15 protein-coding genes are annotated in these 23826 nt (G+C 50.9%); all 15 read left to right on the top strand.

The window, feature by feature from the left end; translation table 11 throughout:
* Positions 1–313 precede the first annotated feature (313 nt).
* The 15 genes from TGAM_RS11345 to TGAM_RS10970 all read left to right on the top strand — a co-directional run bounded on the left by TGAM_RS11345 (position 314) and on the right by TGAM_RS10970 (position 23807).
* Positions 314–3445: a protein kinase domain-containing protein gene (locus tag TGAM_RS11345; RefSeq protein WP_449449424.1), complete on the top strand. Its 3132-nt coding sequence runs from the start codon at positions 314–316 to the stop codon at positions 3443–3445.
* 319 nt (positions 3446–3764) lie between these two features.
* On the top strand, positions 3765–4280 hold the full coding sequence (locus tag TGAM_RS05030) for a hypothetical protein (RefSeq protein ID WP_048811157.1): 516 nt from the start codon (positions 3765–3767) through the stop codon (positions 4278–4280).
* 1 nt (position 4281) lies between these two features.
* Positions 4282–6108, top strand: a complete 1827-nt coding sequence (locus tag TGAM_RS05025; protein WP_048811156.1) for a hypothetical protein — start codon at positions 4282–4284, stop codon at positions 6106–6108.
* Between the two features lie 10 nt (positions 6109–6118).
* Positions 6119–6541, top strand: coding sequence for a type VII toxin-antitoxin system HepT family RNase toxin (gene hepT / locus TGAM_RS05020; RefSeq protein WP_015858602.1), 423 nt, complete (start codon positions 6119–6121; stop codon positions 6539–6541).
* Positions 6525–6914 carry a type VII toxin-antitoxin system MntA family adenylyltransferase antitoxin gene (gene mntA / locus TGAM_RS05015; protein ID WP_015858601.1) on the top strand — a complete coding sequence of 130 codons (390 nt, stop codon included), beginning with the start codon at positions 6525–6527 and terminating at the stop codon, positions 6912–6914. The genes hepT and mntA overlap by 17 nt, the downstream gene beginning before the upstream one ends.
* Positions 6915–6956: 42 nt before the next feature.
* A complete protein-coding gene (locus TGAM_RS05010) occupies positions 6957–7553 on the top strand; it encodes a hypothetical protein (RefSeq protein WP_048811155.1) in 597 nt (198 codons plus the stop codon).
* Positions 7550–8167, top strand: a complete 618-nt coding sequence (locus TGAM_RS05005) for a hypothetical protein (protein ID WP_015858599.1) — start codon at positions 7550–7552, stop codon at positions 8165–8167. The genes TGAM_RS05010 and TGAM_RS05005 overlap by 4 nt, the downstream gene beginning before the upstream one ends.
* Positions 8168–8246: 79 nt before the next feature.
* Positions 8247–12344 (top strand): DUF2341 domain-containing protein, encoded by a 4098-nt coding sequence (locus TGAM_RS05000; protein ID WP_015858598.1) that lies wholly within the window; start codon positions 8247–8249, stop codon positions 12342–12344.
* A 21-nt stretch (positions 12345–12365) separates the two neighbouring features.
* Positions 12366–14333 carry a serine/threonine protein kinase gene (locus tag TGAM_RS04995; RefSeq protein ID WP_015858597.1) on the top strand — a complete coding sequence of 656 codons (1968 nt, stop codon included), beginning with the start codon at positions 12366–12368 and terminating at the stop codon, positions 14331–14333.
* 1 nt (position 14334) lies between these two features.
* Entirely contained in the window at positions 14335–16929 is a 2595-nt protein-coding gene (locus tag TGAM_RS04990) for a Stp1/IreP family PP2C-type Ser/Thr phosphatase (RefSeq protein ID WP_015858596.1), read from the top strand.
* A 66-nt stretch (positions 16930–16995) separates the two neighbouring features.
* Complete coding sequence (locus tag TGAM_RS04985; protein WP_015858595.1) at positions 16996–18621, top strand: serine/threonine protein kinase; 1626 nt, start codon at positions 16996–16998, stop codon at positions 18619–18621.
* 54 nt (positions 18622–18675) lie between these two features.
* The gene (locus TGAM_RS04980; protein WP_048811154.1) at positions 18676–20160 is read left to right on the top strand and encodes an ATP-binding protein; all 1485 of its coding nucleotides are present in this window, start codon (positions 18676–18678) and stop codon (positions 20158–20160) included.
* Between the two features lie 44 nt (positions 20161–20204).
* Positions 20205–21530, top strand: coding sequence for an ATP-binding protein (locus tag TGAM_RS04975; protein WP_048811153.1), 1326 nt, complete (start codon positions 20205–20207; stop codon positions 21528–21530).
* A gap of 4 nt (positions 21531–21534) precedes the next feature.
* Positions 21535–22314 (top strand): toll/interleukin-1 receptor domain-containing protein, encoded by a 780-nt coding sequence (locus TGAM_RS04970; protein WP_015858592.1) that lies wholly within the window; start codon positions 21535–21537, stop codon positions 22312–22314.
* On the top strand, positions 22311–23807 hold the full coding sequence (locus TGAM_RS10970; protein ID WP_015858591.1) for an ATP-binding protein: 1497 nt from the start codon (positions 22311–22313) through the stop codon (positions 23805–23807). The genes TGAM_RS04970 and TGAM_RS10970 overlap by 4 nt, the downstream gene beginning before the upstream one ends.
* The last annotated feature ends 19 nt before the right edge of the window (positions 23808–23826 follow it).

Genomic DNA, 23826 nt, shown 5'->3' with positions numbered 1-23826 from the left:
GACGGGTATAATACCCGTGGGGTATAACTATGATTCGGTTATTGCGGCAGGATGCACAGGGGAGAATCACGGAGGGGCCGAAAACCTCTTATCATGAAGTGCCGTAGTAGGCCGGGTGGTGTGCTGTGAATAAGGGGTCGCTGCTCCTTATCATCCTGCTCCTAACGGCCTCCTTGGAGTGGGTTCTCCCGCCGTTAAAGCGGACGATGGCGGGCCCTGGTGGGTTAAGAGTTATGGCGGTAAAGATTATGATGTGGCTTCCGCGGTTGCCGTTGCGGAGAACGGGGACGTTATTGTTACAGGTTCTTTCACTATGAGACTTGATGCAAGTGGAAACGTGATCTGGGCAAAAAACGTTGGCGGTAATGCGGTTGCGATAGCTGAGAATGGGGACGTTATAGTTGCAGGCTACACTTGGAGCTTCGGCGCTGGGAAAAGTGACGCTTGGGTTCTCAGGCTTGACGAGAACGGTAACGTGAAGTGGCAGAAGACTTACGGCGGGAGTGAGCGGGATTATGCTACCGCGGTTGCGATAGCTGATAACGGGGACGTGATAGTAGCAGGCTACACGAGAAGCTTCGGCGCTGGTAGTAGAGACGTTTGGGTTCTTCGTTTGGACGAGAATGGGAACGTTAAATGGCAGAAGACTTACGGCGGGAGTTATTGGGAGGAGGCTAACGCGGTTGCCGTTGCGGAGAACGGGGACGTTATAGTGGCTGGCTACACTGAGAGCTTCGGCGCTGGTGATGATGACTTTTGGGTTCTCAGGCTTCCGTCAGATGGAAACCTGCCGGGGTGTGAGTTCTGCAATGATTCAAACGCCCAGGTTGAGAATACAAACGCTCAAGTGGAATCAACGAACGCAGAAGTCCACGATACCAACGCAGAAATACATGACACCAACGCTCAGATCCAGGACACAAATGCGGAGGTAAAGACTCAATATTACAAGAAAGCCAGCAGTGGAATTAACCCCCTCTACATCGCCGCCGTCATCGGCCTCCTCCTCGTTGGAGGCATCGCCGCTAAAGCCAAAGGCGGAAAACCAAAACCCCAGAAACCAGCGCCGAAGGAAAACGACCTCGAAAGACTCCTCACCGGGGCGGAAACCCTCGACCCAATTGAAAAGGCCATAGCCCTCGCGGAAGCCCTCCCGATGGCCGGAAAGACCTCGCCCGAAAAAGAGGCAGAGATCAGGGCGAACCTCACAAGTACCCTCGACGAGGCCGAGGGACTCCTCCTCGCAATGGCTGGAGAAAGGCCGGAGGAGGCGTTAGAAAACCTTAACCGGCTCAAAAAGGCACTGAGCAGAGCGGGAATGGAGAAGCGCGCCCGCAGGATCGAAGAAAACCTCATCCTCAAGCTCGAAAACCAACTCAAAGAGATAACAGCCAAAATCGAGAGCCTAGCCGCCCAGGGCAGGGTTGGGGAGGCAAAAGGAAAGTACAGGAAAGCCCTCCGGATAGCGAACTCCCATCCCTCCCTCAGGGAGGAGCTCAACAACGCGGTGAACTCTGTGATCTCCAAGTTCCTTGAGGAGGGGGACGCACTGGCCTCAAGCGGACAGTACGACCGGGCCGTCTCCACCTACCTGAAGGCCATGCCCCTAGCCGAACTCCTCGGAAAGGAGAAAGAGGTCAGGGAGAGAATTGACAGGGTGAAAGCCCAGAAAGAGATCGCCAGAAACCTTGAAAAGCTTTCAGAACTCATAAGCAAGGCGAAAGAGCTCATCGAGAGGAGATCCTACGGCGAGGCTGTCTCGGTCATCAACGAGGCGATGGTCCTTGCCCCGGCCCTCGGAAGGGCGGAGGAGGTGGAGTCGCTCCTCGACTCCCTCCGGACGCGCATGGACAACCTCGTCTCGCAGGGGGACGGGGCCCTCGAAGAGAACGACCTCACGAGGGCCCAGAAACTCTACACCGAGGCGCTTGAGATAGCGCAGGCAATAGGCGAGGGAGAAGAGGCCATAAGGGAGCGCCTCTCAAAGCTCGAAGAGAAGAGGAAGCTCGAACTCCTCAGGGAGAGCGTCAGGATCACCGTTCCCGAGGAGATGCTCCACAAGGCCGAGAACGAGGTCTCGATAATAGTAACCAACAAGTTCTCTGATCCGCTGGGCTTAACAGTTGACCTGAGCGAGAACACCGACTACTTCGAGCTGAGCGAGGAAAGGGTGGAGTTCCCGAGGATAAGGCCCGGCAAGACGATAGGCGAGAGCGTGACCGTTAAGCCCAGGTTCCTCGGTGACTTCGACTTCACGGTGAAGGTCGAGTCGGAGAAGGGCTCGCTCTCCCACACCTTCCCGGTGAGGGTGAGCAGGACCGCCAGGGTTTCCGCGAGAACCCCAACGCCGTTAACGAGCACGCCCATCCTCAACCCGGTCGAGGCTCTCCAGGAGCTCTACTCCGACTTCCAGTACATTGGAGAGGGCGGCTTCGCGAGGGTTTACAAAGCAAAGAGGAAGGACGGCAGAGTCATCGCCCTCAAGATCCCGAAGACCCTCGATCCTGCCATTGGAAGGGCTTTCGTGCGCGAGATAACCAACTGGCTCCACTTAAAGCACCCGAACATCGTCGAGCTCTACGACGTTAACGTCCTGCCAGTCCCGTACCTTGAGATGGAGTACTGCGAAAGTTCTCTCGCAAAACTCCGGAAGCCCCTGCCGGTGGATGAAGCTTCGCTGATCGTCTTCAACATCGCCGAAGGCCTGAAGTACGCACACTCCAAGAAGATCGTTCACCGTGACCTTAAGCCGAGCAACGTTCTCCTGAAGAACGGTTTACCAAAGATCAGCGATTGGGGGCTGAGCAAGGTTCTCGAGGAGAGCATGAGCGCGACGACGACAACGAGCTTTACCCCCTTCTACGCCGCCCCGGAGCAGATCGACAAGAAGTTCGGCCACACGGACGAGAGGACTGACATCTGGCAGCTCGGCGTCATCTTCTACGAGCTCGTCACCGGAAGGCTCCCCTTCGAGGGCTCGCTCAGTCAGGTTATGATGGGCATTCTCAGGGACGATCCGGTTCCGCCGGGCCAGATTAACCCCGAGGCCAAGGAGGTTGAGCCGATAATAATGAAGATGCTGGCGAAGAGGAAGGAGGAGCGCTACCAGTCGGTTGAGGAGCTCCAGCGCGACCTCGCGAGGGTTCTCAACATGACTTACTCAGAGGGCCTGAGGAAGAGCAAGACCCTCGGAGACAGGAGGAGGGCGGCCTACTACCTGACGGAGCTACTCCTCATCAACCTGAAGACCAACAACGCCGGAGAGGCCTACAAGTACGCAAGCGATTTAGCGTTCTACGTTGGGGGCGAGCTGAAGGATGAGGTTCGGAGGCTCGCGGATCAGATCAAGTTCAGGCTGGAGGAGGGCCTCGAAATACCGCCCGAGCTCGTTGAGAAGGCCGAGATAATAGTCCACAGGGTCAGGGTCGGCTTTGAGAAGCCCTGAGCCGTTTTTACTTTTTGAGTTTCTTGAGTCCAGTTAAACTCGCAACGTTCCCGCCGGATTTTTAGTCGGGATCTTGTGTACACTATTGAACATCTCCGCTAGATTTCGTGTTAAAATGCCCGGAGAGGACTGATCCAACCGGTGAGGAGCAAAAACCATTTATCCTTTGATGCCATAACATCCAGCAATCCCACCGGCTCGTCATGAGTAGAGGGCATTGCCCAAATTTAAATGTAGTGCCAAAATCCCACAACTTAATATCTCCGAAATGGAGAAAAGTTTAAATAGGATAAACGACAAATAAATGGCAGTGGTGCGTATGGGATATATCCTCTTTGTCGCGTACGATAACGACGCCGAGAGGAAGCGCATCGATTACCTCCTCGACAAATGGTCATCCAGAGCAACCGTCAAGAAGCCGAGGGGCATGGTTTTCTACCTCGAAACTGACGATGCCCAGGGGTTCCTTGAGGAGCTCTTCTCAAGGCTCGAAGGGAACGCCGAGGAGAAAGTCGAGGTCTACGAGGCGAGGGAGGTAAGAAAGACCGTGAAGGCGAGGAGAAGAAGGCTCGAATACACCATCGACGAGGAGGCAAAGGTCGTTGAGCGCTTCATAGACTACCTGCTCTCCAAGATGAACGCAACCCAGGTGGAATCGAGCGGGGAAGAGAAAACCTACAGCGTCTACACCAGAAAAGGAAGGGGGACAATACGGCTCAGGGTCAGAAATGGGGGGCGAACCTTTGTGTTTTTCGAAATCGAAGGTTATGGGGAGGTTGTTGATCTTCTGGCGGATAGGATAGATGAGGAGATGAAACTGTTCGCAGGTGGTTGAGATGGGGCTGTTCGACGAAGGAAGAACGGACTGCGTTAAGGAACTGCTCCGTCCGGCAGAGCGTGTCCTCAAGGAAGGCCTCGACGTGGCGGCGGAAGACTTTGAGAGGAGGGAAAGGCTCTGGAGGCAGATAAAGGAGAACTACGACCGCTACCTTGATGGGGAGTGCGGCGGGTTCCTAAGGGACCTGGACGCCCATTTCCGCGCCAAGTTCGAGGGGGCCCTGGCAATACTCGCCTGGAGCTTTAAACAGAACGGCGAGCTTTACCAGCCGGCCAGCAGGAGGTACAGCGATCGGGAACTTGAGGCCCTCGAGAGGGTCCTCAGCTACAACGTCTTCGAGATCTACACCAAGGACGACGTCATGAGGATGATAATGCACAGGGACACCAACATCCTGAACCTTCTGAGGGACTACTACCGGGGCGTGGATAAGTGGATAGATGACTTCCTCAAGGATCCGACGGTAAAGCTCGCCCTCAGGGGCTTCCTCAAGACAAAATGGGACTCCTACAAGGGCAAGGTGAACGCGGCCCTCAGTGAGGCGATCGCCCGCTTTGACTGGATGAGGGACTACCTTCTGATGGAAGACGAGAGGACGGAGGCCGTTGAAAAGGCCTACAGGCATCAGGTGGAGAACCTGAGGAAACAGATGGAAGAGATGCGGAGGAACTTCGAACGGGAGAGGGAGGAGCTTGAGAGAAGACTCAGAACGGCCAGAGACGAAGAGATCGAGAGGCTGAAGAGGGAGAAAGAAGAACTCAGAAGACAGTTCGAAGAGGAGAAGGCAAGGCTCATCGAGGAGATCAGCAGAATGAAGGACGAGGAAGCGAGGAGAATGCTGGAGGAAGAGCTCAGCAGGATGCAGGAGGAGATGACAGCAAGCGTAAGGGCGATGGAGGAGGAGATACACCGGAAGGAGCTCGAACTCAGACAGAAAGAGATGGAGCTCCGCAGGAAGGAGCTCGAACTGAAGGCGAAGGAAGACGAGATTTCGAGACGGATCAGAGAAGTAATGGAGCTAGCTGGAAAGGTCGAGAAGGGCTCGCGCTTTGTGAAGGTTGACGAGGCCAAGATGATGGAGATGAACTTCGCGGGCAGAATGCTTGCCAAGTTCAAGGACGAGGTTAAGCTCCTCGGGAGGACGTTCAAAGTCGAGGCCGTTGAGGAGAGGGCGACCTTCGACAAGGAGCGCTACGAAGGAAAGCTGAGCGAGAGGGACATCAAGAACCTCCCGGACAACACCGAAGTTGTTGTCAGGCTGAGGGAGAAGAAGCTCCTCGGCAAGAAGGAGGAAATAATCGTCAGGGCACGCTTTTACGGAAGGCCCGAGCGCTACGCCGATGTCGGCTTCGACACCGATCCGCTCGAGCTGGCCGATATCAACGCACTCCTCGTGGACGCGAAGAGAGAAGCGAAGAACGGCCGCATCGTCCTCCTCGTTGCATCCCCTACGGGCTTCGAGAGGAGGATAACGAACTACATCAACTCGAACGAGTTCCACAGGAACTTCATATCCGAGAACGTCTCCTTAGCTTTGCTCGACCTTGAGAGCGGGGAGCTGATCTACAACCCGCACGATGAGTACGCGAGGGCCTTTGAGCCGATGCTTCGCCTTGAGAGGGACGAAGAGCTTCTCGCCCGGGTTAAGGAGTTTCTCGAAGGCAGGATTCTGGAGAGGGGCTACGTAAGGCTCGAAGAAGCGGTTGAGCACTTCGCCGAGGATCTGGTAAAGAGGGCCTTTCATGAGCTCAGGAACGAGAAGGGCTACCTCACGAAGTTCATCGAGGGTGTCGGCTACGTCCTCGTGAAGGAGGGGTTCCTCTGAGGTGAAGGGCGTGGAGATAGACCGGGAACTCGTCGAAAGAAGGCTCGCCGAGATAAAAGGGGCCCTCGTGGAGCTCGGTGAGATAGTCCGTGCTGGAAAGGAAGAGTTCCTCTCAAACAGCCTGCTGAGGAACGCGGCCAAGTATCTGCTGATAACCGCCATAGAAGGTGCCTTCTCAGTCTGCAATCACATATCGGTCAGAATGGGCAGAGTTCCAAAGAGCTACGCGGATTGCTTCAAAACACTTGCGGAGCTTGGAGTCGTGGAAAAGGATCTCGCCGAAAGGCTCGCAAGGATGGCAAGGTTCAGGAACGTGCTTGTCCACAGGTACTGGCGGATAGACGATGAGCTCGTCTTCGAGATAATGAAAAAAGACACGAGAGACCTTGAGGAGTTCGTGAGGGCGGTGGGGGAATATGTTAAACGTCAGTGAAATTAAGGAGAAGCTCAAGAAGGCACTCGAAAAGCACCCGGAGGTGGTCTTTGCCTACCTCCACGGCAGCATCCTCGAAACTGAACATCCAAGGGACGTTGACGTGGCGGTTTACGTGGAGGGAGTTGGGAACCCGCTCGAATACGAGCTTTCCCTCTCCGTTGAGCTCGAAAGGTTAGTTGGAAAGGAAGTGGACGTCAGGATACTGAACGACGCGCCGCCCGCCTTCCGGTACAGGGTTGTGAGCAGAGGAGAGGTGATCCTGAGCAGGGACGAGGAGAGGAGGCTGAACTTCGTCGAGAGAACTGTTGAAGAGTACCTCGACTTCGAGCCCCTCGAAAGGGCCGCAAGGAGGGAACTCCTCGCCGGGTGAAGCTTTCGTTTTTCCGCCCTAACGCTCATGGAGGTGTTTGAAATGGGAATCCGGGACATATTCGGAAGGAAGAACACAGTTGAAAAGCTTTCCCTCAGGGAACTTCAGGCCGAGGAGATAAGACTGAAGAACAGGCTTGAGAGGCTTAAGAAGGACCTCAACCAGATCGAGAAGAAAAAGAAGCAGCTCTTTCAGGAGGGCATCGGGGCGGACAAGCTCAAGAAGAAGATGCTCGCCCAGGAGATAAAGAGCCTCGACATGGAGCAGAAGCTCAAGCTCAAGGACTTCACCATGGCCCAGAAGCAGTATACCCTCGTGAAGAACCTCATCATTGTCAAAAAGTACGAGAAGGAACTCAGGAAGGTCGGGCTATGGGAGAAGCTCAGCAAGGTGGAACCCGAGCAGCTTGAGCAGGCGCTGATAAAGATAAACCTCGACGGCAAGGAGTTCGACGAGATGGTGGAGGGACTCAACAGGGTCTTCGAGATGGAGATAGCGGAGTTCGAGGAGGGCGAAGACGAGACCGAGAGGGAGCTCATGAAGGCCTGGAGCCAGGTCGAGGCGGGAGAAGCCGACGTTGAGGAGGTCGCGGAAAAAGTTGTCTCGCTCGACAAAGATACCGAGGAGGAGGAGCTATGAGCTTCTTCTCAAGATTTTTCGGGAGAAAGAACCCCCTCGACATACCCCTCAACAAGCTCAACGAGAGCAGGATAAAGCTTGAAGTCCAGATACAGAAGATTGAGAACGAAATTGCAAGTATTGACAGGGAGATAGCCCGGCTTTTCGAACAGGCAAAGAAAGCCAGAACCAAGAGCGAGGAACTCACGATAGCGACGAAGATCAAGACCCTCAACAAACGCAAACAGAACCTCCAGAAGACGCACATGCAGCTCAACAAGCAGCTCATGCTGGTCAGCAACCTCGCGATAATCAAGGAGAACGAGGCCCTCCTTAAGGGAACGCCGACCTGGGATTTGCTCAGGAACATGTCGCCGGAGGAACTTGAAAGGCACCTCGCGGAGATGCAGCTCGATGCCCAGAACTTCAACGAGAACCTCAACCAAATGCTCGGCATGACAGACCAGACGATCGGAGCCGGAGTGGAATTCGAGGAGGACGAGGAGCTGGCCGAGATCATGAGGACCATCCATGCGGTCAAGGAAGGTGAACTTGAGCCCGAGATCGCGGCGGAGAAGGTAACGGGAGAGGAGCGCGAGAAGAAAAAAGAGGGGGAGTGGCTTGAGGAGCTTTGATCTTTATTTCTCTTGAAGGGGAGATTTGAAATAAGCCCTATTAAATCAGCTAAACATCTTCGGAGTTGGTGGTGGGAGCATGAGAAAAATTATCGTGGTAGTTTGGTTGTTGCTCCTGATTACCTCAATGCTCGGAATACAGACGGACTTTGTAAACGCTGGTAATTCAGAGAAAACAATCTTCTTTGACGACTTTGAAAGTTACTCTTTGGGAAGTTATCCTTCCTCAAACTGGATCCTGGACTACGATGGGGCGGGGGAAGAATACCAGAAAATAGTTTCAAATCCCGTGAAGTCAGGCTCTAAGGCGTTTCAAATGCTCTCGGCACAAGGTTGTTGGGCGGCAGTTTCAGAGCATAAGTTTAATTCCGACGCGGAGGTAATTGGTTTCGAAGCTGACGTATGGGCTGAGAGCTACGGAACTGAGGGCTGCGGTGGGGATAAGACCAGTGTTATCAGAGTTGCCTTCTGGAATGGTGGTTTGGACTCGTGGGGCAGATACTACGCGGATGTAATATTTAGACACAATGGAATCGCCTACGCATACTCAGAGGGAGAGGAACACCAACTAACCTCTTGGGAGCCTAAAAGGTGGTATCATGTAAAAGTCATTTTAAACAGAAAAACAAACACATACGATGTTTACATAGATGGGAAGCTCGTTGCTGATGATATACCCGTGGAGCACAGCGATACCGAGAATATTAACGCAATAGTCCTGACGGCGGGACATGCAAACACCAAGGTTGTCTTTGATAACATAAGAGTTTTTGAGGTAACATCCGAGCCTTCAGAACCTTCAAGCTCCGGAACCGTTGACCTCTCCCGCGGCTTGGTGGCTTACTACTCCTTTGACCACTGTGACGCTCGTGACGACAGTGGCAACGGGCACGATGGCGAGATTTACGGGAACCCAAAGTGCATCGATGGAGTTCTGGGGAAGGCGTTTGAGTTCGATGGAGGCTCGTATGTACGTATAACTCCATCAAATGAATTAGACGATCTAAGTGAGTTCACGATTTCTATGCTTATTCGCATCAATGAATGGTGGAATGACGTACATTTTGGACTCATTGATTTTTACAACAAGAACTACGATGGTGGATGGGGACTTGAGATATTTAGTTCAGGAGAGAGGATTCAAATCTATGACTATGTGCCATATCGGGGTTTTGTAAGAGTTCCGGAGGAATACACTTTCAAAACTGGGACATGGTACTTTGTCACAGCAACATATGACGGTCAAAACGTTACATTTTATGTTAATGGAAAGCAAATTGGCACAGCCAAGCTGACTGAAAAGCTAACAACACCCTCTGATATTTACATTGGATACAACCCATCAGGGGGAAACGAATATAATTATGGAGACTTTGATGAAGTCCGCATCTATAACCGTGCCCTGAGCGAGGAGGAGGTTAAGGCTCTGTACGAGCAGGGTGTTGGCAAGGTTGTTGAGTACCTCACTCCTGAGGACCTTTCCCTGTGGAAGTACTACCGTGAAGTTACTATAAAAGAGCAGTCAGGACAAACACTCGAAAACTTCCAGGTTTCGATTGAACTCAACTCCAGCAACTTTGACTTCTCCAAGGCTAAGCCAGACGGTAGTGACGTCAGAATCGTTGACGAGAGTGACAACTTTCTGCCCTACTGGATTGAAGAGTGGAATTTAACGGCGAAAAGAGCAAAGATCTGGACTATAATTCCAAAAATCCCAGCGAATGGAGAGGTTAAGCTGAGACTCTACTACGGGAATCCAAACGCCCAGAGCAGAAGCGATGGGGAGAAAGTGTTTGAGTTCTTTGACGACTTTACAGTGTGGTCAGGGTGGCTGGATTATGAAAATGGAAGTGTTAAGTGGGACATATCTAAATTTGGATTTTCTGTCTTAAAAAAGCAAAAAGAGGGATATTGTGGAATAAATGGTGGCTACAAAGACATTGGGAGAACCCTAAACTATCCCACAATATTGGTAGCAAAAATATACCGTGATTATATTGAATGTGGTGACGCAGATAGGATTGGACTCCTAAACGAAAATTATGAAGGTTATGGAATAGCATTCTCACATGCATGGGATGCTCTCCTATGGGACAAACTTTCCCTCAATTCGAAAGTTAAAACAGTGCAAGAGATACTTGCAGATTCGCCAGAACTTTGGAGTAAGTGGTACTTAGCAGAGATCTCTTGGAACTACGGCAAATTAAACTTTAAGATTCTTGATCCAGAGTCATACCAAGTAATTGCTTCAGGGACAGTTAATGATAATGAGTACTCCGGTTTTTCAAAGATATATGTATATGGCGGAGAACCATTCTACATAGACTGGATCTTCGTCCGCAAATACGCCCCCAAAGATCCCGTGGCTATAGTTGGAAATGAGAAGAGTACCACCAGCGAAACGTCAGCGAGCCTGACGGTGACTTCTAATCCTTCCGGCGCGAAGGTTTATGTTAACGGAACATATCGCGGCACCACACCTGTAGGCCTAGTACTACCACCCGGAAAGTATTCCATTCGTATATCGAAAGATGGGTACCGAGAATATACTACGACCGTAACCCTCTCCCCGGGTGAGCACAGAATGATCTCAGCAACATTGACCTCTGCACAGGGCTACCTCACGGTTCATACCTCCCCCTCAGGAGCTAAGGTCTACGTGGATGGCAAGTACATAGGAACAACACCCATAGAAAACTACCAGCTTTCAATCGGACATCACGTGGTGAAGCTGTCCAAGGACGGATACATTTCACAGGAAGTTGGCGTTCTGATAAACCCCGAGGAAACCACGAAGATTAATAGGGCACTTGTTCCCGAGCATGCAACTCTAACCATTGAGTCGGAACCTTCTGGAGCTAGGGTATACATAAACAGCGTAAACAGGGGAAAGACCCCGCTCTCCCTGAACTTGTCACCCGGGACTTACTCCGTGGAAGTGGCTCTGGAAGGGTATAAACCGTACAAAACAAGCGTTAGCCTGAATGGAGGTGACAAAAGGACGATCTCCGCAACGCTAACGCCCCTTCCTGCTTCTCTGACCATTGTATCCTCCCCCGCGGAGGCAAAGGTGTACATAGACGGTTCATACGTTGGGACTACCCCCATTGAGAATCACAACCTCTCCTCCGGAGAGCACAGCATCAAAGTTGAGAAAGAAAACTACGAGGGGTACAGCATCACAGTAACGCTTAAGCCCGGTCAAAAGAAAACCCTTAACGTGACTCTCATACCTGAGGAGGGGCTTCTGAACGTTAAATCTGATACTCCCAATGCGGATGTTTACGTAAACGGCTCATACATTGCCACGACTCCCCTGAGCCTCAGACTGGCACCGGGTAAGTACCTCGTTGAGGTGTCCAAGGAAGGTTACAGGAACTACTCCAAAGTCGTTGTACTAGGTCCCAATGGAGTTGTAAACCTGTCGGCCATACTGGTTCCAGAGTTCGGATACGTGACTATAAACTCGGATCCCTCCGGAGCAACCGTTATCATAGACGGCCAAAATGTTGGAAGAACTCCCCTTGAGAAGTACAGAATGCCAGTGGGAACTCACACGATAGTACTGAGGATGGATGGATACCAAGATAAGGAGTACAGCGTGTCCATTAAAGGGGGAGAGGAAACCACCCTCAAATTTAACTTGATCCCTGTTCAGAGAACCAAATCCGAGAGTACCAGTGAGAGCTTAACTCGGAGCATGGAAAGCTCCACTCCAACTCCCTCAAGTACGGACGAGCCCTCTGCCCGAGCATACGGCGGAATTATACCCTTCCACTCGGGGTTCCCATTGATAGCAATAGTACTGCTACTTCTCGGAATCGGTGGAATTGGGTTGAAGTTCAACCAGAGGCGAGCTTTAAAAGCCAGCTATCTCGAATCTATAAACCTCATTGAGGAGGCCGAAAAATCCTCCTTCATAGATGAAACTAGGGACATTCTAGTAAAACTGCAGGAACTCCGGGCTGAGCTCGACGATGCATACAAGAAAGGTAACAGAGAAAAACTATCCCGGATTCGGGAGGAAATTTCCCAATATGCCTCCACGGTAAAGGAGATATATTCCAAATACAGTACAACAAAGGAAGAGGTTATTAACCAGATCACCAACATACTCACCATGGGCTCCTCCCCTGGAGCGGGAGCATCGATGGGGGGTAAAGACCGTGAAGGGTGATTTTTGATGGAGGGGATGTGAATGGCAAGTTTGGGACAGCTTAAAGAGGTGGAGAAATACCTCCCCAGAATAGCCCGCTACATGCGGCTTGACCTTCCAGGTTCCGACCCGGAGACCTCGAAAAGATATTTAGAGGATATAAAAGCCGCCCTCCAGCTTGATGACACGGAACGCGCGCTTAAACTCGCCAAGGAGGCTTTCTACCACGTTGCTCCGGATCCGGAGTTCATACTCAGCAATGCCCTGAAGTTAAGGCACGATGGTGAAAAACTGCTCAGATCGAAGAAGTTCAAAGACGCGATCGCAAAATTTGATGAAGCAATAAATAGATACTCAGAAGCAATTGAAATTGTATACATTAGAGAAGAGGAAGACGGTGAAAGGGCCAGAAAACTCCGGAACACTCTTGAAACAACGAGAAATCTCCGTAACATAGCCAACTTCAGAATGATATTCAAAAAGATAAAGGATGCAAAGACGGAGAAGGAGCTCTGGGATGCCCTCAAAGAACTTGAAAAGGCAGAAGTCCCCATGGAGGACGACAGGTTTGATGCAATTCTAACGGCACACAAGAAGATAATCCGCCTCCAGCTTCAAGGTGTTGTTGACCTCATGACCGACGCCGCATCGAAGTTCAAGGAGGAAAACTGGTATTCAGCCAAGAAAGCCTTTGAAAAGGCCAAGCAGATACTTGAGAATCTACTCAACACCGCCAAAAAATACCAGCTTGAAGAAGAAGTCGGCATGATCGGTGAGCTCCTAAAGGCATGCAATGAGAACCTCCGTGGAATTGAGGAACTTCTGTACAGCGGTGAAGCTCCTAAAGGCTGGAAACTACGTATTCCAAGCAAAGAGAGCTTCAAGATAACGGAAGAAACCATCGAGGAGGAGTTCTTCGATCATTCCATAAACTTCGAGACCCGCCTGGAGCAGATCAAAGAGAAGTACGTGATCACCCGGCTCATCGGTGAGGGGGCGTTCTCCTACGTCTACGAAGCCAAGAACCCGAGAGGTCAGAAGATAGCCCTCAAGGTGTTGAAGTATCTCGACAAGGAATCAACTTCATCGTTTATGCGTGAGTTCGCGGCAGCACAGAAACTCAACCACGAGAACATTGTCAAGGTATACAGGGCCGACCCGAGACTGGGCTACCTTGAAATGGAACTCGCGAGTGGTAACATAGACGATGTGCGGAAGCCCTTGGAACCGATAGTCGCGGGTAAGGTAATATTCGAGGTCAGCAGGGCCCTGCACCATGCCCACTCTAACGGCATAATCCACAGGGATATAAAGCCAAGCAACATGCTGTTCTTTGGCTCCATTGAGCGGGTAAAGCTGGGTGACTGGGGACTCGCGAGACTTGCCTCCCGGGCCACGAGAAAGTCCTCTCTTGTCAGACACAAGACGATACTCTACTCATCCCCCGAGCAAATAGTCAATCCAGAAAATCTGGACGCAAGAAGCGATATTTTCCAGCTGGGCATAGTCTTCTACGAACTCCTGACCGGGATTCATCCGTTCAGCGCTGACTATGAAGGTACGATCATGCACAAGATACTCACCGAGAATCCTGCTCCCCCATCCCATCACAATCCCAAGGCACTTCCCTTTGATGATATTGTCATGAAAATGCTCGAAAAGGATCCAGAAAAACGCTATCAAACTGTTAAAGAGCTCCAGAATGACATAAAGGACGTTCTCATCCGGATGGGAGTGAGGATAAAAGCAAGTCTGGGGACGAGAGAGCGCGCCAGGATTATCGCCGAGAACGTTCTTCTCAGACTTACAACAGTGATTGAAGGGTCTGTAATGAACGTCACAGAGGAATTCGCCGAGATAGTGAGAGATCTGGAAGAGTTACACCTTGAGACGGGTGATCCCTCGATCAAAAACCTGATGGAGCAGTTGAAGACGATGGCAGAAATGGGGGCCAAGCCTTCAGAGGAGACCCTAAAGGAAGCTAAGCTGATACTCAAGAGGTGGGTATGAAATGGAGGTGTTGAGGGTGCTGAAAAAAGACCCGAAAGCGTTTAAACGGAATTGGGCACAGTTTTTCATCTTTTTGATTATCTCCAGTCTACTGCCCATCGCGCCGGCAACTGCAGTCCCCACCCCCCCTGGAAACGCTGTTCTGGACGTGAATCAAAGCATCTCGGAGGCAAACCAGAGCCTAATACTGCTCGGAAACTATTCATCTTTACTTGGATTCAACATGACCGAAATTGAAAAGCTTCAAAACGAAACTCGCCAGGCCAAGATATTCTTAGACGAGGGAAACCTTACCTGTGCCAATGAGACAATTTCCGCGGTTTGGCATAACATAACCAGCATCATAAATTCAAAAGTAGGAGAACTCAACGAAAGCCTCTCAGGCCTCAAAGAGAGGGCATCGAATTATTCCACGGAATGCTCAAGGGTTATAGATAAGATCAACAACGAGACAGAAAAACTTGAAAGTTTACCCGGAGAGTTCCACAATGCCACTGCGGTCAACGAGACACTGAAACAGCTCGCCTTGATCAAGTCAGAGATCCCGAAAATTAAAAATGAATTGGATTCCTGCATTCAAAGAGTCAACAAGATTAGAATTATAAAAACCAAGGAAACTTTCATAAGGAATGTATTAAACGCAAGTTCCTGGCTTCTGCCGGAGAACGAGAGTAAGGGGTTCAAGGATCTGCTAAATGAGGTTGATAAACGCATCAAGTCCGGAGATCCAGGAAACGTAACCAAAGCTTTCAATGAGGTATCCACAGGGCAGAGACGGTTACTCGAGTTTATCAATGAAAAGATAAAGGATGTCAACGCCGATGTACGCAAGGTACAGTCATTCTGTCCCTACATCAAGCTCATTCCCGGAATTGACATCAAAGAAGTCATGAAAAGCCACGACTGGAGCTCAGTAATCGACAGGATAAAGACGATTAACGAGACCAAGGATAAAATTGAGCAATGTGTCTCGCTAAAGAAAGATCTAGACTCAGCCAATACAACCATTTCAATTCTCAAAAAATACGAGAGCAATCTCACACTCGATCTGACCGCCTTGGAAGATACCATTACAAACGCCAGCCAGGGAATGAGGAATGGCAACTTAACCTTAAGCCAGCGGATGTTAGATAATTTCTGGGAGAGCTTGGAGGATTACTTACGCAACCTCGCCAATAAAACAGAGAACCAGACAATCAAGAACGAACTACAACGGCTATCACAGGCCATAACGGATAAAAACTACTCCTCCGTTACAGGAGGACTCGATAATGTGCTGAAAATTATCTTCTCAAGCCCCTCTGTACCGTCACCGGGAAGCACGACGACCACAACAACCACTACAACTACTACGGCTACAACCCCAAAACCGCCCACGAACTCAACGACAACGAACTCAACAACCGGGAACATGACGGGGTCGACAACATCCTCCAAGAGCTCGGGGGGAACCAACTGGGGATCAATCTTGAAGAAGGTACTTTTAGGCATACTGGGGATCCTTGCGCTCCTTGCGGCGATATGGTTTTTGCCGGGGATATACTACGATTACAAGCAAAAGAAACAAGAGAGAACCAGAATAAAGGCTGCGGAAGAAGCTGTAAAAATCATGAGAGAAATTCTAAGCGATTTAGAGAAAAAAGTAAAACGCCTAGGGATCTCGGACTCCCCAACAGTAAGGAACCTGCTAACTGAGATGCAACAGATTTATTCGAGGGCCGCAACCAGCCTTAAAAGGAAAAACTACGTGGATCCAGTTAGGTTACAGGACAAGTTCAGTACATTGGCCATCAAATTGAACTCGATTATCGAGCCCTATGAAACAACGTTCAATCTGAGAGACGACGAATTCAAGCGGCACGTAGCCACCAAGAGCTACATAGGGAGAAGGGACAACAACGAAGACTATTACACCGCCAAGAAAATTGGAGGCAACATCCTTCTTGCGGTAGCGGATGGGATGGGCGGTCACCTTGCCGGGGAGGTCGCCAGCAGAAAGGCCATTGAGATCTTGGAGAAAACTCTGGAGCGTGATAAGGCAGAGGATCCAGAAAAGATACTGAGAGAGGCAATCAAAAAGGCCAACGACGAGATTTATCTGATGGGCCACGACCCCGACCACCCGGAGAGGTACAACATGGGAACAACGCTAACTGCCGCGATCATCAGAGGAAACAACGCCACGATTGGAAATATCGGTGACAGCAGAACATACCTCATCAGAGATGGCATGATCAAAAGGTTGACCAAAGATCATTCCTTCGTCCAAGAGCTAGTGGATAGAGGAGAGATCACTGAAGCCGAGGCCAGGGTACACCCCCAGAAGAACATCTTAACGAAAGCCCTAGGAATATCCCCAGAAATAAAAATTGACCCAGAGGATATAAAAACGATCCAGCTGAAGGAGGGGGATTACCTTCTCCTGTGTTCAGATGGTCTCAGCGATGCATTAACAGACGAAGAGATAGCGAAGACCGTCCTAGCTTCCCCATCGCTGGAAGAGGCCGTTGACGCACTGATTGAAAAGGCTTACAGCTTCGGTAGCACGGACAACATCACAGTCGTGCTCTACAAGCATCCAAAACTCAAGAAATGAGGGTATAAACGGCTGATACCATCAATTTTCTTTTTTTGCATATTTGCCGTTGATGGAGGAAGTGCTATGCCACGAAAAAAAAGTCTCGGAGAGGACTTCCTCGGCCGCCTCATCGTCTCAGTTTTCCTCGTGTACCTCCTTGGAGGATTTGGTTTACTCATCTCGATCTTCATATTCATGCCGCTTATCCGCGAGGTCGTCCGGGAGCTTGAGAGATCCGGCTTTCCCCGAGTTGGGGACGTTCTCACTTCCATTGCCCTCCCGACCCTGCTAAGGAGGGGTCTGATATTCGAGGCCCGCGAGCTCAGGGCCGGAAACGAGGGGAAGCTCAAGGTGGGTTTTAGAAACAGCTCCTCTCGGCTGATGGAGGTTGAGATCAACCTCGAACGCTTCAACAGGTACGGCGAGGTTTCTCCGGCCAGGCTGAGGTTCTCGCTGGGGCCGGGAGAGATGGAGTACTCGTTCGTCAGGTTCACCCCAAGGAGCGGGGGAACGCTCACGGTGAATCTCGAGGTGAGATCCGGAAGCACGAGGGTTAAGGTTCCAGTTGTGATGGAGGTTAAGGGAAGAAAAAGCAGGGAGGAAAAAGCTTACGAAGTCCCGATAACCGAGGAGGACAAAGGAGAGGACTACGGTGTTCCAAACCTCCGACTCCTCTTCTCCCGCTACACGGAGGTTGAGCCCATAGGGGCGGGAGGCTTCGCGAGGGTTTACAGGGCCAAAAGAAAGGACGGCAAAATCGTGGCCCTCAAAATTCCCCATTACCTAACCGAGCAGGCAGGTCGGACGTTTCTGCGTGAGGTGGCCGTTTGGAGCGGACTTAAGCACAGGAACATCGTTGAACTCTACGACGCCAACATAGTCCCGGTTCCGTACCTTGAGATGGAATACTGCGAGGGCTCCCTCGCTGGGTTGAAGAAGCCCCTCCACTGGGAGAAGGTCGCGGAAATTGCCTTTGGTATCTGCGATGGTCTTAAGTATGCCCATTCAAGGGAGATAATCCACCGCGATTTGAAGCCCTCAAACATCCTTATCAAGAACGGGACCCCAAAAATCTCCGATTGGGGACTGAGCAAAGTTTTAACGGAGAGCGGTTCCACAACGACGTCCTTCACACCCCTTTACGCCGCTCCGGAGCAGATAAGCCCGTCCCGCTTTGGAAAAACCGACGAGAGAACCGATATCTGGCAGCTCGGCGTTCTCATGTACGAACTCGTCACGGGGAAGGTTCCCTTTGAGGGTGAGGACTTCGTCGAGATAGCCGGGAAGATAGTAATGGACGAACCGACGCCGCCGAGCGAGCTTAATCCCGATTCAAAGCCCCTCGAACCTGTGATAATGAAGTGCCTTGCAAAGAGGAAGGAGGAGCGCTACCAGTCGGTTAAGGAGCTTCAGAGGGATCTAGCCAATCTGCTCGGCGGCAGATACCGCGAGGAACTCAGGAAGAGCGTTGATTTCTCGCGTTCGGCCTACTACGCCGGTCAGCTTCTCATCCTCCACATGAAGCTCGGCGACACAAAGGAGGCCCTCAAATATGCCATCGATATGAAAAGGTACGCAAGAGGAGATGCGAGGAAAGAACTCGAAAGGCTCATTGAAGAGCTGGAAGTCCGGCTCAGGGAGGGACTGCCGGTTCCAGAGGAGCTCGTTGAGCGCGCGGAGGTGCTCGTGCATGAGATTGGTAGAGCATAAAACAGCAATGCATAAAAGTGTAATGCATAAAACAATAATGCAAAGGTGGTTGATATGTTCGTGGACAGGAGAAAGGAGCTGGGAGTACTGGAGGGTGTGCTGAAATCCCTAATGAGGGGGGAGAAGCTCAACATAGCGGTGATAGGGCCGAGAAGGATAGGCAAGACCGAACTGCTCCTGAAGTTCAAGGAAATCCACGAAGGCAAAACTGGATGTATAATCCCCTACCTCAACGTCCAGAGGACTGGAAGCGTTGAATCGTTTAAGTTTGCCTACCTACGGGAGTTGCTTTACGAAGCGGCGAAAAAGAAGGGAGTTAACGTCGAAAGGAGCAGGCTGGTGGACTGGGACGGCCTGCTCGTTCTCGGGGCGAAGCTCGGGGTTGAGGAGGAAGTGGCGGCGGTAAAGAGGGGTTCAGTCGGCGAGCTCTTCGAACTGCAGGAGGAAATCCTCAAAAAGCTCGATTTAAAAGCCATCTTTATCCTCGACGAGTTTCAGGATACCGTGAGGTTCTCAAACTTCCTTGAAATCATGCGCTCCACCGTCGAAAAGCAGAGGGCGATTGCCTACGTTATCTCGGGCTCCGCCGTGAGGATGATGGAGGAGATACTCTCGCCGGAGAAGCCCTTTTTCGGACAGTTCAGGCGGCTCTACCTTGGCGGTCTGCCGAAGGAGGATTCAATCGAACTGGCAAAGGCGATGCTGGGCGATGTTAAGGCGAGCAATGCCGCCCTTGAGCTGATACACCGGCTTACAGGTGGGAACCCCTTCTACATCTCGGCGGTCTGCAGGCGGCTCGCGGAGGAGGGGTTTGAGAGGGCTGGGAGCAGGAAGGTTTATACGGCATTCCTCACCGAGCTGCTGAGCGAGAGCGGCGACATCTACAGCCACCTCGACTACGTCTTCAACGAGTCGCTCTCCAGGGCATACAAGGGAGCCGTCCACAGGGAGATACTGCTCATACTCGCCAGGGAGGAAGGGCTCACCCTCTCGGAGATATCGAAGAGGCTTGGAAAGCCGAGCGGGGAGATTTCAAACTACATGAAGTTCCTCCTGAGAACGGACTTGATAACGAAGGAGAACAACCGCTACTACTTCACCGATAAGCTCATGCGCTTCTGGCTCGCAAAAACGTACCTCGGCATAACCGAGCTTGAGCTGAGGAGGGAGAAGCTGCTCAAGGAGCTGGTGGCGGAGCTTGAGGAGAAGTACCTCAAAGCCAAGACGGAACTCGGAAAGGCGGCCGAGTTCATGGTCAGGGAAGAGCTCGGGAAACGCTTTGGAGTGAAGTTCGAGCCCTACAGGAGGGGCGACGTTGAATTCGACGGCGTTGCCTTTGGCGGGAAGACCTACGTCCTCGAAATAAAGTGGAGGAACAGACCCGTTGGAGCGAAGGACGTGGAGAGGTTCGCCAGGAAGGCGAGGGCAGAGTTCAGGGAACCGGTTATGGTTATGTTCTCCCGCTCGGGCTTCACGGAAAAGGCCCAGAAGGTCGCAGAAAGACTGGGGGTGGTTCTGGTTGAGGATAAAATGCTGTAGGGAAAGTATTATACTTTGGCAACATCATTTTGTGTGGTGATACCGTGTTCGTGAACAGGAAGCGGGAGCTTGAGTTCCTCGAAAGGAAGTGGGGGGAAAATGGTGCACAGCTGATAATAATCTACGGGCGCAGAAGGGTAGGTAAGACGATGCTCCTCAAGGAGTTTCTGGAGGGTAAGAAGGGCGTTTACTTCCTCGCCACCGCCGATTCAATGGGCGAGAACGTTAAAGGACTTGCCGATAAGTTCGGGGAGCTGACCGGAAGAGGATACTTCAGGGAGGTTAAAGACTTTGGAAGGCTCTTCCTTTATCTTGGGGATGAAATAAAAAACCAGAGGATCGCCGTCGTTCTGGACGAGTTTCAATATTTGATGAGCCTTGAACCGGGAATTTTGAGCGTTCTCCAAAAGGTTTGGGATGAGCACCTTAAGGATACAGAGATATTTCTCGTGCTCTGTGGTTCTTCAATAGGATTGATGGAGCGGGTCATGGAGTACAAGAGTCCGCTCTACGGGAGAAGAACAGGGCAGTGGAAGGTTGAGCCCTTTGACATAAGAGGCATAGCTGAGATGCTTCCCGAGGGGAGCATGGAGGAGCTCGTAAAGGTCTATGCGGTCTTCGGCGGCGTTCCATTCTACCTCGACCTCGTGAAAGATTTGAGGGTTGAAGATGCCATAAGGGAGAAGGTTCTGAGGAAGGGCGAAGTCCTCTACGAGGAGCCCGAGTTTCTCCTGCGGGAGCAGCTGAGGGAGCCGAGGGTTTACAAGCTGATTCTCAAGGGACTTGCCCTCGGTTACGAAACGCTCGGGGAGCTCGTGAGCTTTACCGGTCTTGACAGGGGGAACCTTTCCAAATACCTTGACGTCCTTGAGAGGCTCGACATAGTTAGTTACGAGCTCCCATACGGGAAGAGGAAGAGGGGGCGCTACTACATCAAGGACAACTTCTTCAACTTCTGGTTCCGCTTCGTGTATCCCAACTTAGCTGATTTGGAGCTCGGCTTGCTTGATGAGGTCTGGGCGAAGATTGAGCGGGAGCTCAACGCCTACTACGGGAGGATGTTTGAGAGACTTATACGGGAGATGCTCCGCCAGAAAATAATTGACCTCGAGCAGAGAAGGGTCGCAAGATGGTGGCACAAGGGCAAAGAGGTGGATACTGTGGCGGAGCTTGATGATGGTCTGCTCTTCGCTGAGGTGAAGTGGAGTGAGCTGAAGAGGAAGGAGGCCAAGAGGATTCTTGAAGAGCTGAAGGAAAAGGCGGAGCGCTTTGAGGGCAAAAAGAGGTTTCTGCTCATCGCCAAGAGGATTGATGGCAAAACTGGAGAGATGATGGATTTGGATGATTTGGAAAGGCTGGTTAGGGGGTGAATGAATGGAGAAAGACTTCGAGATATTCCTCAGCTACTACACGAGAACGGGTTTAGATTATGCAGAAGAGCTCAAAAAGGCGTTGAGAGACAATGGATGGAAAGCATTCTTGGCACACCACAATATCCTTCCTGGGGAACACTGGAAGGACATAATTTTCAACTATGTTCTACCTCATATCAAATACTTCATCCTACTATACACTCCAGGTGCTGAAACAAGAAAATGGACCAGAGAAGAATACAAATACGCCAAGAGACTGGGAAAAACCATAATCGCATGTGTGTATATGCCAGTGGGGGAGAGTGTTGGGAATATCCTCACCCGTATTGAGCCAGCATTTCCCGGAATCTCTGAGAAACAGGTAATTGAATGGAGGGATAAATCTGAGTTGAACTCAAAAGTAATCTTGACGTTGGAGAGATATCAAAAAAGAAGACTAGTTATTGGACATTTGTCCCAAACTCGGGATGTAATACAACCAAAAGGCAATTCTCAAAATTACCATGTAGATCATCAAGATATAACCTTGCTCGTTGAGATGGCCATTCTTGAAGCCAAAGCGAACAAAAAAATGGAGCTTGTTAAAACCCTACAGAAACTACACCTTTACACAACAATCCATAGAACCAAGATGGAAGCTCTGATTGATTACCTGAAAATCTACATAAGAGAAGATCTCCAAATCAGTCCTGAATTCATTAGGGAGCTAGAGATTGTTCTTCACGAGGTAGTCTTAGAGCGGGAATCTTCTACCCAGAAACGTTCGGGGGTGAAAGAATGAAGCCCGTTACAATTTCGGAAACGTCTGATAAGAAGTACTGGATAAAAAGGTATGAGTTTAAAGGAATGGAAGCTGAAGCTAACGCTGTTGCCCTGATGCCGAATGGCGACATAGTAATTGCCGGGAGCATTGAGTCAAAGGGAAAGGACGCCAAATCAAGCGGGCTGGTTGCGAGGCTTGACAGGGAAGGGAACGTGAAGTGGGTTAGGATTCTTGGTGGGGGTAAAGGAGATCGGTTCAATGATGTGAAGGTTGCCCCGAATGGGGATATAGTTATTGTAGGAACTACTTGGAGTTTTGTATCTGGATGGAAGGACATCAAATCAAGAATCTGGGTTCTAAGATTAGACAGTAGTGGTAATATTAAGTGGCAGAAAACTTACGGAGGCTCTAAAGATGCCAAATTTGAGCGGGCTAATGCGGTTGCTTTAGCGTCAAACGGAGATATCATAGTAGCAGGCTACACTGAAAGCTTCAGTTCTGATGGTAAAGATGTTTGGATCCTCAAGCTAGATTCCAATGGCAATGTTATCTGGCAGAAGACTTACAGTGGAAGTGGCAGTGATTGGGCTTTCACGGTCGCTATAGCTCCGAACGGGGACATTATCGTGGCAGGCTGGACTAACAGCTTCGGAGTTAATGGCTGGAATGTTTGGATTCTAAAGGTTCTCAAAAAGCTCAGGCTGATTAGGAACGGAAAGGTTACGAGAGCCCTGATACTGCTCTTCGGCAAAGACCCTCAGGAGTTCTTCCCGCAGGCGAAGGTCAGGGTTGGGAGATTTAAGGGCAGTGAAATTCTTGATTCGGTTAACGTTGAAGGAAACCTCTTCGAGCAGGTCGAGGGAGCGGTGAATGCAATAAAGAAGCACATGAGCAGGAGGTACGTGATAAAGGGGCTGGTGAGGGAAGAGGTCTGGGACTACCCGCTTGAGGCCGTGAGGGAAGCGGTGGTAAACGCGGTGATGCACAAGGACTACAGGATGCCCGAGGAGGTGCAGATAAAGGTTCTCGACGACAGGATAATCTTCTGGAACCCGGGTGGTCTTCCGGTCGGTCTGACCGAGGAAGACCTCTACCGCGAGCACCCATCGAAGCCGAGGAACAGGCTTATCGCCGAGGTTTTCCACTTAGCGGGATACGTTGAGAAGTGGGGAAGCGGGACGCTGAGGATTCTGAGGGCATTTGAGGATGCCAAACTGCCGAGACCGGAATTTAAGGAGGCCTTCGGCGGCTTTCAGGTGGTTTTCTACAGGGACTGGCTGACCGAGGAGAGACTGAGGGAGCTCGGACTGAACGAGAGGCAGGTTAAAGCCGTTCTCTACGTCAAGGAGAAGGGAAGCATAACGAACAGGGAGTACAGGGAGATGTTTGGGGTTTCAAAGGAGACTGCCAAGCGGGATTTGAAAGAACTGGTTGATGCTGGGATATTTAAGAAAATAGGAGAAACTGGAAGGAGTGTTAGGTATATCCTAAAGGGGTCAAACGAGTCATAAAGGGGTCATAAACGGGCCA

Source organism: Thermococcus gammatolerans EJ3, from assembly GCF_000022365.1.
Taxonomy (GTDB): domain Archaea; phylum Methanobacteriota_B; class Thermococci; order Thermococcales; family Thermococcaceae; genus Thermococcus; species Thermococcus gammatolerans.
The sequence above is the reverse complement of the archived record's forward strand: the minus strand, read 5'-3'. Positions and strand labels throughout refer to the sequence as shown.

Excerpts from the sequence above, each read along its gene's own strand:
- TGAM_RS04995 (WP_015858597.1), top strand. The coding sequence starts at position 12,366 with ATGGCAAGTTTGGGACAGCTTAAAGAGGTGGAGAAATACCTCCCCAGA.
- TGAM_RS04980 (WP_048811154.1), top strand. The coding sequence starts at position 18,676 with ATGTTCGTGGACAGGAGAAAGGAGCTGGGAGTACTGGAGGGTGTGCTG.
- mntA (WP_015858601.1), top strand. The coding sequence starts at position 6,525 with ATGTTAAACGTCAGTGAAATTAAGGAGAAGCTCAAGAAGGCACTCGAA.
- TGAM_RS11345 (WP_449449424.1), top strand. The coding sequence starts at position 314 with ATGAGACTTGATGCAAGTGGAAACGTGATCTGGGCAAAAAACGTTGGC.
- TGAM_RS05030 (WP_048811157.1), top strand. The coding sequence starts at position 3,765 with ATGGGATATATCCTCTTTGTCGCGTACGATAACGACGCCGAGAGGAAG.
- TGAM_RS05010 (WP_048811155.1), top strand. The coding sequence starts at position 6,957 with ATGGGAATCCGGGACATATTCGGAAGGAAGAACACAGTTGAAAAGCTT.
- TGAM_RS04970 (WP_015858592.1), top strand. The coding sequence starts at position 21,535 with ATGGAGAAAGACTTCGAGATATTCCTCAGCTACTACACGAGAACGGGT.
- TGAM_RS05000 (WP_015858598.1), top strand. The coding sequence starts at position 8,247 with ATGAGAAAAATTATCGTGGTAGTTTGGTTGTTGCTCCTGATTACCTCA.
- TGAM_RS05005 (WP_015858599.1), top strand. The coding sequence starts at position 7,550 with ATGAGCTTCTTCTCAAGATTTTTCGGGAGAAAGAACCCCCTCGACATA.
- TGAM_RS04990 (WP_015858596.1), top strand. The coding sequence starts at position 14,335 with ATGGAGGTGTTGAGGGTGCTGAAAAAAGACCCGAAAGCGTTTAAACGG.
- TGAM_RS05025 (WP_048811156.1), top strand. The coding sequence starts at position 4,282 with ATGGGGCTGTTCGACGAAGGAAGAACGGACTGCGTTAAGGAACTGCTC.
- TGAM_RS10970 (WP_015858591.1), top strand. The coding sequence starts at position 22,311 with ATGAAGCCCGTTACAATTTCGGAAACGTCTGATAAGAAGTACTGGATA.
- TGAM_RS04985 (WP_015858595.1), top strand. The coding sequence starts at position 16,996 with ATGCCACGAAAAAAAAGTCTCGGAGAGGACTTCCTCGGCCGCCTCATC.